Source organism: Burkholderia sp. MSMB1072 (assembly GCF_001524725.1).
GTDB lineage: Bacteria > Pseudomonadota > Gammaproteobacteria > Burkholderiales > Burkholderiaceae > Burkholderia.
The window spans coordinates 89572-99758 of the sequence record NZ_LOYC01000044.1 but is presented as its reverse complement, the minus strand read 5'-3'; the positions used below and the strand labels follow the sequence as shown (position 1 = coordinate 99758).

9 protein-coding genes are annotated in these 10187 nt (G+C 65.6%); all 9 read right to left on the bottom strand.

Translation table 11 applies throughout. From position 1 onward, the window contains the following. On the bottom strand, positions 1–2849 hold a 2849-nt coding region (locus tag WS89_RS33965), incomplete at its 3' end, for an ESPR-type extended signal peptide-containing protein (RefSeq protein ID WP_156440601.1). Positions 2850–3422: 573 nt separating this feature from the next. Next, positions 3423–5783: a CHASE2 domain-containing protein gene (locus WS89_RS22970; RefSeq protein ID WP_156440603.1), complete on the bottom strand. Its 2361-nt coding sequence runs from the start codon at positions 5781–5783 to the stop codon at positions 3423–3425. Between the two features lie 41 nt (positions 5784–5824). Continuing rightward, entirely contained in the window at positions 5825–6607 is a 783-nt protein-coding gene (locus WS89_RS22965) for a response regulator transcription factor (RefSeq protein WP_059793693.1), read from the bottom strand. Between the two features lie 896 nt (positions 6608–7503). Beyond that, positions 7504–8238, bottom strand: coding sequence for an ABC transporter substrate-binding protein (locus tag WS89_RS22960; RefSeq protein ID WP_059793692.1), 735 nt, complete (start codon positions 8236–8238; stop codon positions 7504–7506). A gap of 364 nt (positions 8239–8602) precedes the next feature. After that, a complete protein-coding gene (locus WS89_RS22955) occupies positions 8603–8809 on the bottom strand; it encodes a hypothetical protein (RefSeq protein WP_059500068.1) in 207 nt (68 codons plus the stop codon). Positions 8810–8820: 11 nt separating this feature from the next. Further along, positions 8821–9033: a 30S ribosomal protein S21 gene (rpsU, locus tag WS89_RS22950; RefSeq protein ID WP_059500067.1), complete on the bottom strand. Its 213-nt coding sequence runs from the start codon at positions 9031–9033 to the stop codon at positions 8821–8823. Positions 9034–9066: 33 nt separating this feature from the next. Beyond that, positions 9067–9276 carry a hypothetical protein gene (locus tag WS89_RS22945; protein WP_059500066.1) on the bottom strand — a complete coding sequence of 70 codons (210 nt, stop codon included), beginning with the start codon at positions 9274–9276 and terminating at the stop codon, positions 9067–9069. A gap of 47 nt (positions 9277–9323) precedes the next feature. After that, positions 9324–9608 carry a hypothetical protein gene (locus WS89_RS22940; protein WP_059500082.1) on the bottom strand — a complete coding sequence of 95 codons (285 nt, stop codon included), beginning with the start codon at positions 9606–9608 and terminating at the stop codon, positions 9324–9326. 399 nt (positions 9609–10007) lie between these two features. Next, positions 10008–10163: a hypothetical protein gene (locus WS89_RS34290; RefSeq protein ID WP_179949881.1), complete on the bottom strand. Its 156-nt coding sequence runs from the start codon at positions 10161–10163 to the stop codon at positions 10008–10010. Positions 10164–10187: the final 24 nt, after the last annotated feature.

The following is a 10187-nucleotide window of genomic DNA, read 5'->3' as shown; positions in this document are numbered from 1 at the left end:
GCGTTGATGTTGTCGATCGCCGAGCCGACGTTGTTGTTGATCGTGGTCGAACCGTCGCTGTTGTACGTCACGTACGATGGCGCCGAGATCGCGCCGGTGGTCGGATCGTAGGTGGCGCCGCCGCCGATCGCGCCGGCCGTGCTGTTGCCCAGGTTCGTGTTGTTGTTCGCGATCGAGCTCAGGCCCGTCGACAGCGAGCTCATGCCGGTCGACGTGGCAGTCGACAGCGACGTGAGGTTGCTGTCCGTGCTCGACAGTCCGGTAGACAGCGACGTGATCGAGCTGTTGGTCGTACTCAAGCCGGTCGACAACGAACCGATGCTGGTCGACGTCGCTGTCGACAGCGACGTAATCGAGCTGTTGGTCGAGCTCAAGCCGGTGGACAGCGAGCCGACGACCGTTGACGTCGACGTGGACAGCGACGTGAGGTTGCTGTTGGTCGAACTCAGGCCGGTGGACAACGAGCCGACGATAGTCGAGGTCGATGTGGACAGCGAGGTGACCGTGCTGTTGGTCGAACTGAGACCGGTGGACAACGAGCCGACGATAGTCGAGGTCGATGTGGACAGCGAGGTGACCGTGCTGTTGGTCGAACTGAGACCGGTGGACAGCGAGCCGACGATAGTCGAGGTCGATGTGGACAGCGAGGTGACCGTGCTGTTGGTCGAGCTCAGGCCGGTGGACAGCGAACCGATGCCCGTGGACGTCGACGTGGACAGCGACGTGATCGAACTGGTCGTCGAACTGAGACCGGTGGACAGCGAACCGATGCCCGTAGACGTCGACGTGGACAGCGACGTGATCGAACTGGTCGTCGAACTCAAGCCGGTCGACAACGAACCGATGCCGGTGGACAACGACCCGATGCCGGTTGACGTCGACGTCGACAACGACCCGATCGAGCTGTTGGCCGAACTCAGGCCCGTGGACAACGAGCCGATGCCGGTCGAAGTCGACGTGGACAACGACGTGATGCTGGACGCCGTCGACGTCGACAGCGAGTCGATCGCCAGATTCGACGCATTGAGCTGGCTACCGTTGATCGCATCGGTGGAGGTCGCGCTGATTTGGCCGGCGGCGACGTTCTGGATCTGCCGCGGCGCGGCGGCCGAGCCGACGCTCACCACGTCGCCGCCCGCCGGCGTGCCGCCGGCAAAGTTGTACGTGGTTCCGCCGATGACGGCGCTGGGCGTCTGCACGGCGGCCGACACCGTCGACGCGTTGCCGAGCACGACCGCGCCGTTGAGGCCGGCCGGCACGGACACGCCGCTGCCGACGACGAACGCGTTGTTCGCGTTGATCGTGTTGTTGTTGCCGAGCGAATACGAACCCGAGCCGGTGACGGTGCTCGGATCGCCGATCGCGGCGGAGTTCGCGCCGCTGACGACGTTGCCCGTGCCGATGCTCAGGCTGTTCACGCCGCTCGCCTGGGCGCCTACGCCCATCGCGATCGCGTTCGTACCCGATGCGTTCGCATTCAGACCGACCGACGTGGTTCCGCTCGCGGTGACGCCGATGCCCGCATTGGTGCCGATCGCGACGTTGTCGTTGCCCGACACGAGGTTGCCGGCGGAAGCCGCGAGCGTGCCGTCATACGTGACGGTTCCGTCGCCGCTGCCCAGCGCGACGTTGCGCGTGCCGGTGACGCCCGAACCCGCACCGCGCATCGCGCTCGCGATGCCGCCGCCGATCGCGGTGTTCTGCGCGCCGCTCACGAGCGTGCCCGTGGCGAGACCGACCGCGACCGAACCGGTATTGGCGGTCGTGGAGCCCGCGCCTGCGCCCGCGCCGGCCGCCACGGTGCCATCGCCGCTCGCGAGCGCCTGGCCGCCGATCGCGAGCGACGTGTTGCCGGTTGCCTTCGCGGCGTTGCCGACAGCGGTCGCGGCTGCGACGGTGGCCTGCGCGTTCGGGCCGAGGGCAATGGTATTGGCTGCCGTCGCCTGCGAACCGATGCCCATCGCGACACCGTAAAACCCGGTTGCGATGGACTGCCAACCAAGCGCAATCGCATACTGGTTGCCCGCACTTGCCGCCGTGCCCAGCGCGATCGCGCCTTGCTGGGTAGCCACCGCACCCGCGCCGGCTGCGAACGTGTCCTGTGCCGAAGCGACCGAGTTCCCGCCCAATGCGATGGCCTGCAGCGCGGTGGCTGACGACGAATCGCCGATCGCGATCGCCTGACCGGAGCCGTGCGTGGCGGCCCCGGCGCCACCCGTCGCAAACGCGCCAGGGCCGATCGCGATGTTGTTTGTGTCGTTGGTCGCGGTCGAGCCGGCGGTCGCCGCGCCGACGGCGACCGAGCCTGCGCTGATCGAGTTCGCGAAACTGCCGAGCGCGCTGCTGGATGAACCTTGAGCCTTCGCACCGGGTCCGAGCGCCGCGGAATTGATCCCGCTCGCGTTCGCCGACGTACCGAACGCCGATGCAGCCTGGGCGGACGCCTGTGAAAAGATGCCGACTGCCGTGCTGTTGACGCCGCTCGCCGTGACGTTCCCGCCGATCGCGATCTCACCGCTCGCGAGCGCGGCGTTCGTGCCGCAGCCGATCGCAATGCCGTTGTTCGTCGTCGCGGTCGCCGAGCCCGGGCAATTCGTGCCGGAAATCGCGACCTGCGCGGCCGCACCGCCCGACCACATCGCCATGCTGCCGAGCACGGCAAGCGTCACGGACTTGAGCGCGGCCGCCGCGCCGGTGCCGCGCGCGACGGCTCGGGCTCCGGCACCGGCTTTGCCCTTGCCGTGGGCCCGATCGAGTTCGGATACCGCGACGATTGCGCCGCGTGCCGCATTCCACACAGTGCGGTAAGTTCTATTCATGGATTTCTGCCGGTAAGCGGCGCGCGCCATCCACGTACCGGGCCAGCCAGGAATGCCGGATGCGTGGAATGTCTGTCGAGCCGTGTGAAAACTGTATTTATCGGGAAGCGCGGTCTTGTGAAAAGGAGATTTCGATCAATCGATTACCCCGGAAAGGTGAAAGAGCGCGATTAAACAAATCGAATTTTATATGCCTTTTCAAGGGCAATTCGATTAATCGAAACGGGCAAGAATCCGCTGATCCGTAGAATAAGGGAAAGGTATTCTGGCAAGAGAGCGAGAAAATCTGAATAATTGTGAATTAAATGTGAACAAAGAAAACGAGCGGCTGCGAGCGACCGTATTGCGTGGATTTCCGGCGTGTCGGTCGACTGGGGGGATGGGCTGATTCCGATCGTTTGCGATGGTTTTTAACAACAAAAACAATGCAATTCGGGCCGGTGCGGATAAACGGTGATATGCACGAAAGACCGTAAAATTTTTAAATTGACGAAATGGCGATGTCGCCGCACGGCGCGGTAACCATGCGCGGGGCGCTTCCCGGCCAATGGGAAGTGAAAAAAATTACGGAATGCGTCGTGCGCGGTGCCGCGGGCCTGATTTTCAACCGTCGCGGCGGGCGGTGTTTCGACGGAGCAGCAGCGTGAAGACGGACCCGCGTCCGACCGCGCTATCGACACGAATTTCTCCGCCCAGCGCGTCGACCACCTGCTTGACGAACGCGAGCCCGAGGCCATGCCCGGCCGTCGCGCCGCTCGCGTCGACGCGAAAAAACTCGGTGAACAGGTTCGGCAATTGATGTTCCGGGATGCCGACGCCCGTATCGGCGACCGTCACGCGCCAGCGTTCGTCGCTTTCGCCGGCCGCGACGGTCACGGTCGAGCCCTCCGGGCTGAACCGGATCGCGTTGTCGATCAGATTCGCGAATGCGCGGCGCAGCAGTAGCGCATCGGCGATCACGAGCATCCCCGGTTCCGCGATCAACCGGATCTTGATCCGCTTCGCGCTCGCATGTGCCCACATATCGTCGGTCGCGTCGGCGAGCAGCGGCGCGAGATCGACTTCCGTCGCTTTCGCCGAGCGCGCTTGCGCGCGAGCGAGCAACAGGAACTGGTCGGCGAGCGTGAGCGTCGTGCGCGCGTAGTGGCCGACGAGATCGATGAACCGTGCTTCGGGCAACGAAGCCGGCGCTTCGAGACGTTGCTCGATCAGCGCGAGGATCGCGGCCTGCGGCGAACGCATGTCGTGCGACAGAAAGCGCAACGCGGTATCGCGCTGACGTTCGGCGGCGCGCATCGGCGTGACGTCCGCCACGTGAAAGATCAGCATCGCGTCGCCTGCTTCGCGCGCGGGCACGACCGCGCATTTCACCAGCAGCGAGCGCTGCTTCGCGTCGACGATCTCGATGCCGTCCATCGGTGCGGCAGGTTCGTTCGACGGCGTGATGCCGTTGCGTTCGGCCAGCGTTTGCAGCGCGCGTTCGACGTAGTGCGCCGCGTCGTCCGAGGCGGTCATCTCGCGCAGCACGCGCGCCGCGTGGCGGCCGGTGGCGGGCGGCGGCGAACCGTGCCGCGCTGCTTCCGTCTCGTACAACCTGAGCGCCCGGCGGTTCGCGAGCAGCACCGCGCCCGAACCGGACGCGACGAGCGTGGCTTCGGGCAGGCTGTTCATCCATTCGGAAATGAGGTGTGCGGAGCGCCGCAGGCGCGCGATCATCGCGGTCATCACGATCACCCGCCGGCGGAACGGATCGATCGCGTCCGTGGGAGCGGGCGCGTCGCCCGGCAGACACGGGTCGGCGATCGTGCGTTCCGCTTCGCGGGTCAGATAGCGCAGCAACGTTTCCTGCCGCCGCCATGCGCTGAGCGCGTACGCAAGCAAGCACGCGGCGACCGCGGTGGCGGGAAAGCAGAACAGATGCGCGGTCTTCAGAACGACCAGCGACGCGGCGCATGTGGCCAGTGCGATGGCCGCGCAAGCGAGCAGCGCGGCGCGCGGGCCGAGCGCGAATAATGCCGCGCAAAGCCACGGCAGCACCGACAGGCTGAACAGTACCTGGTTGGCCCACGATGCGGTGCGCACAAGCGAGCCGCTCGCGAGTGCGTAAGTGGCTTGCGCGACGAACTCGACGCCGGCGCGCGGCGGCGGCTCCCGGCCCGGCGTGACGAAGTGCGTGTCCGCGGTGCCCGAGGTCGGGCCGACGAGCACGATCGCGTCCTTGAGCAAGCCGGGATCGACGCGGCCTTCGAGGGCGTCGACGAAGGGGACCGTGTAATACGACGGGGCGGAACCGAGCGGCACGTAGCGGCGGCATGCGCTGGTCCAGTGAATGTCGCGACGTGCCGGCGGTTCGTCGCACTCCTCGAACGGCACGCCGCTCGCGCGGAGCAGGGACGCGCTCATGTGCTCGTAGTCGATGGTCGGGGGCCCTTCGCGCAGATAGAAGCTGCGCGACACGCCATCCGCGTTCGGCGCGGCGTTGACCTGCGCGATCGCGAATGCGCCGCGCGCGATCGGCTCGAGCGGCGGCACCACGTTCGGCAAGCCGTCCCCATCGTCGTCGGCCACCACGGCCGGCAGCACCACGCGGCCATTGCGCTTGATCGCGCTCGCCAGCCACGCGTCGCCGGCAGGCAGGATTCTGCCCGGATGCGTGAACGCGACGTCGAGCCCGATGGCGGCCGCACCCGCCGCGGTCAGCCGGTCGATCAACGTCGCGTAATCGGCACGCTTGACCGGCCATCCGCCGAGCGCCTTCGCGCTCGCACCGTCGATCGCGATCAGCACGATCTTCTGCGGCGACGGCCGCTGCAGCAGCGGCTGCACGACGTCGAAGAAGAACAGGTCGGCGCGACGCAGCGCGCCGGACGTCGTCAGCGTCGCGCACAGCAGCAGCACGAATGCACCCGTCACGATACATTCGCGCATGAAACCGCCTGGCATACGCGCATCGTCGGCAAGCATCACGGGTGATTCATCGTAAAGCGTGTGCGTTGACGGCGGCCTCACTCGCACTCGAACCCGGCGGGCGTCAGCGGAGGCGGCGACGCCGGCTGCGCGAGCGGAACGCGGTGTGGCGACGCGCCGGCGTGATCGCGGGCCGACGGCACGGCTTCGAGGCGATAACCGTGTGTGTAGACGGAACTCAGGCGCAACCCGTTCTCGGGACCGAGTTCGAGCTTTTGCCGTATCCGGTAGATATGGGTATCGAGCGTGCGCGAATCCGGATCGAGCTCGCGTCCCCACGTGCTCATGCAGACGAGCTTGCGCGACAGCAGCTTGCCGATGTTGGTGAAAAAGAGTTCGGCGAGGTCGAATTCCTTCGGCGTCAGCTTGATCGGCACGCCGCGCAGCAGGATCGTGCGTTCGCGCGGGTTCAGCACGTAGTCGCCCGCGCCGATGAGGCCGAAGCCGTCGATATCGCGCGCCGAGCGTTTCAACAGCGCGTTCACCCGGCTCGCGAGTTCGGCGACGCGAAACGGCTTCGTGACGTAGTCGTCGGCGCCGGCATCCATCGCCAGCACGATGTCGTCTTCGAGCGTCTTGCTCGTCACGAATAGCACGGCCGGTGACGTGCCGAGCGTGCGGCGAATCCAGTACAGCACTTCGAAGCCGCTCATTGTCGGCAGCAGCCAGTCCAGGATCACGAGGTCGAACGGCTGCGCGCGCAACAGTCGTTGCGCCGACTCGCCGTCGTGCACTTCAACCACTTCGTGTCCGAGCGGGGCCACGACGCGCGCCGCGGCTTTCGCATGAACGGGATCATCTTCGACTATCAGCACACGCATCGGGGCTTCATCCTTGTCATCAGCACGTGGGCGATACCGCACACGTCTTCACTTCGTCTTCAGCGCGTCCGCGCGGCGCACGGGCGATGCGCGGACGGCGCGTGTCGCCGCCAGGCCGACAGGCACAACGCTCTGGCACTGCGGAGGAGCGGGGGCGTCATGCGTGCTGCGCCCTCGCGGGAGAAAACATCGAACCGCGGCACCCGATACACGCACTGCTGCAGCAAGCGCGTGCGGCGACCGCGTTATGCAGTCACGGCCATTTGCGGCGAGCCCTCGCGTTCGGGATCCGATGTCGAACCATGCCGGAGCAGGGCGCGCGCGGAGGAACGAATTGAGGCAATCGTCGCGCATGTTTAAGGGCGTTCTGCCGGGCTCTCGGCATCGGGGTGCTCATGGTTGCCATGCCCTCGTCAGGCTGCAAGTGTTTCGATTGTGCTTGGGTCGGCCGCGGGGCGCGGCGCGTTTCACGTAGCGAATCCGGATGCGCTCACCGGCAATGTGGCGAGCAAATTTTTCCGATTCGGCGATAGGGTCCGCTGCCGTTGTGACAATGAGCGACCTCTAAATGTCGGCGGATTTTCGCACAAGGGTAAGGGTTTGTCATGCGACGACAGACGTTTGATCGTCGCTGCGGCAAGGCGCTCGACGATCGCAGGCTTGTGATCGATGGAAGCGGACCGATCCGTTTGTTCGGGCCAATCGTCGACGCGCGACGGCGCGCCGCGTCGATCAATTAGTCGGTACGACGGCCTGGTCGACGAACGCTGCCGGCCGGTCAACGAGACGACGATTCGCCGGGTGCGTGACTCGACGCTGTTCGGGTATCGGGCTATGGTGTACGCCCGCGTTGTCGTCGGGTCGGGGGCGCATGCCGCGGAGTCCGCAGTTTCCGATCAGGCGGCCGGCGCGACCGATGCGCCCGTGATGCCGTGCCGGCGCAGCGAATCGGCGACGAAGCCCGACGCCTTCATTTCCTCGACGAATGCGTTCAGCTCGGCGGCGGCCGCGTCGCCGCGACTCTTCGGCACGCCCATCGCCTGCCGGATCACCATGAAGCGCTCGTCGAGCAGGCGCAGGCCGGGCGTTTTCGCGGCGTCGGCCTCGAGCTGCTGCTTCACGCCGGCCGCCACTTCCAGTTGCTGCTCGACGAACGTCGACACGACGGCCTGCGACGTCGGGGCGCGCATGATCTGCGCGGCTTTCAGTTCGCGGGTGAGGAACAGGTCGTACGCGCTGCCCTTGCCGACGGCCACGCGGTTGTGCGGCTGGTCGACGTCCGCGTTGGTGCGGATCGGCGACGCGTCCGGCACGAGATAGAAGCCTTCGATCAGCACATACGGCGCGGTGAACGCGACGGTTTCGCCGCGCAGCGGATCGACCGCGAAGAAGCCGAAATCGGCGCGCTCTTCGGTCAGCGCCTGCACCGATTTGCCGGCGGCGTCGAATACCACGAGTTCCAGGTCGGCCGACAGGCGCTCGGCGAATGCACGGGCGAGGTCGATCGAGACGCCGAACGGTTCGCCCGTTGCCGGGTCGCGGTTCGCGAGGATCGGGTTGCCGAGGTTGATCGATGCGCGGAGCTTGCCGGTGGGAGTGAAGGCGGAGACGACAGCGGGAGCGATGGACATGAGCGGACTCGCGGGAGGCGTAGGGTCGATAGGGGGACGGGCTGCGCGACAGCGCGTCGATGCCGAGCTTATCACCCGGAGCGGTTCCGCGAATGCGGCGCAATCGGCCGAGCGGGCCGATTTCGCGATCTGAAGCGAAGCGTGGCCTATCCAGACGCGGTCGCGCCACTCGCATTTCGCGCGATGGATGACCAGCCACGCTTGCAGCGATTCGACGAGCTGGAACGGTGAAAGCCACTCGCGTGGCTGCCTGCGGGTGACGAGTTGCATGACAACGAGGAAGTAGCGCAAATCTACGTACCAGGTCCGGCCGCGCATGGTCCGTCTTGTGATCGTCGATACGTGCGGTTGCGCCGGTGTCGGTTCACCCCTGAACGCTGAGCGCCTTCTCGATCGCGGCAATCAGTTTGAGCGCATCGCTGCGCCCGATCAGCAATCCGCGGCTGGTGTACTCGCACCCGAATGCATAGAAGCTCGGCAGCAGCGTCACCATGTCGCTCCGATGATCGAAATCGACTTCGCATTTCGTCAGGGGGAAGAACGGAGGCGCCTCGGCCGGCATGTTGTGCACGACGTTCTCCCCTAGTACATTTTTCGGGGCGGCAACATGCGCTTCGCCCTCGAGCGCTGCCGGGAAACGGCGCTGGCCTTTTTCCGCTTGCGCTCCGTCGTGGGTTTCTCGTAGCCGGTGCGGCTGCGCAACTCGCGGATCAGCCCGGTTTTCTCGACACCGCGCCGGAATCGTCGCAGCGCGACATCGATCGGTTCGTCGAGCTTCAGCGTAATTGTCGTCATGTAGATCCTGTCGGAAAAGGTTTGAACGGAAAGCTAGCCGAGCCGTGTCATGACGGCGCTTGCTATCTCGTCGGATTCGAATTCCGAATATCCTGCGCCGATCGATAACGCACGTACCGCCATGAACATGTGCAGCTCCGGTTGGTGGCACATCGCTGAATCGGCGATTCCGGCGGGGATGACGGTGTCGAGCCGGGTAACTTCATGTCGTCCGATCATGCCGAGCAGTTCGTCGATGATCATTTCGCTCTCCAAAATGCGGAAAAATGGTGCTGTACCGACGAGCCGCTTCAGCGCGGGCTGGCAAAGAACCCCTGCTTGTCGCGATTGTCGTCGATGATGTTCTCGGCGAAGCGCACCGACGCGCGACGGGCGTCGCCGGCGTTGTCGAATGGGGATGCGTCGCCCAGTCTGAAAGTCTGGCTCTGCGTCAGCGTATCGGTGGTGCCGCGAAGGCAAATCTTGACTGCCGCGTCGAACCCGGCATCGTAGTTATGCGGGCAGCCATTCAGCGCCGGCACGTGAGGGTAGATCAGCGGATAAATCTCGAATCCACGGTAGACGTGCATGCTCATGAGAAACTCCTGGCGTTCGGCCATGACGAGTCGCATGGGCGAACACATCCGGCCAGTATTCCCGTTGCGGGGCGGGCCAGTGGGTGAAGGGAACAACGTTGCAGCGCGAAGGAGGGGCGATGCAGCAAGCGGGCGGGTGGAGGGGCGAACGGTCAAAGGACGATTGATCGCTCGGATGCACCCATCATACGCGCATCGTTTGTCGAACGTCCAATTTATTCCGGTTGGTGCAAGCACGCATCGGCACATGGTGCGACGGGTGGGCGGCCGGACTGCGGACACGCTGCCGGCGCGTGCATTCCGATCCGTACGCAGCGGCCGTCACGCCGTTTTCCGGTGTCGCGCGGAGTCGGCTGTCGGGAAGTACTTCATCGAGTGCGTCGCGCGGTTTCGCGTGCACTATTGCGCAGCAAGCGGGCGTTTCTTCGTGCGCGATTTCGCGACGGCGGGCGGTTGGGGCGGCACCCAGTTCAAGGCGGTGCCCAGCTTCGGCAGGGCCATGGCTTGCTTGGCACGCGGAGGCACCTTGTTGCCGCGAGGCTGGTTTCGGGTCATGCGGGTTCTCCTGCTGCGCCGCTT

Excerpts from the sequence above, each read along its gene's own strand:
- WS89_RS22970 (WP_156440603.1), bottom strand. The coding sequence starts at position 5,783 with ATGCTTGCCGACGATGCGCGTATGCCAGGCGGTTTCATGCGCGAATGT.
- WS89_RS22965 (WP_059793693.1), bottom strand. The coding sequence starts at position 6,607 with ATGCGTGTGCTGATAGTCGAAGATGATCCCGTTCATGCGAAAGCCGCG.
- WS89_RS22945 (WP_059500066.1), bottom strand. The coding sequence starts at position 9,276 with ATGATCATCGACGAACTGCTCGGCATGATCGGACGACATGAAGTTACC.
- WS89_RS34290 (WP_179949881.1), bottom strand. The coding sequence starts at position 10,163 with ATGACCCGAAACCAGCCTCGCGGCAACAAGGTGCCTCCGCGTGCCAAG.
- rpsU (WP_059500067.1), bottom strand. The coding sequence starts at position 9,033 with ATGACGACAATTACGCTGAAGCTCGACGAACCGATCGATGTCGCGCTG.
- WS89_RS22960 (WP_059793692.1), bottom strand. The coding sequence starts at position 8,238 with ATGTCCATCGCTCCCGCTGTCGTCTCCGCCTTCACTCCCACCGGCAAG.
- WS89_RS22940 (WP_059500082.1), bottom strand. The coding sequence starts at position 9,608 with ATGAGCATGCACGTCTACCGTGGATTCGAGATTTATCCGCTGATCTAC.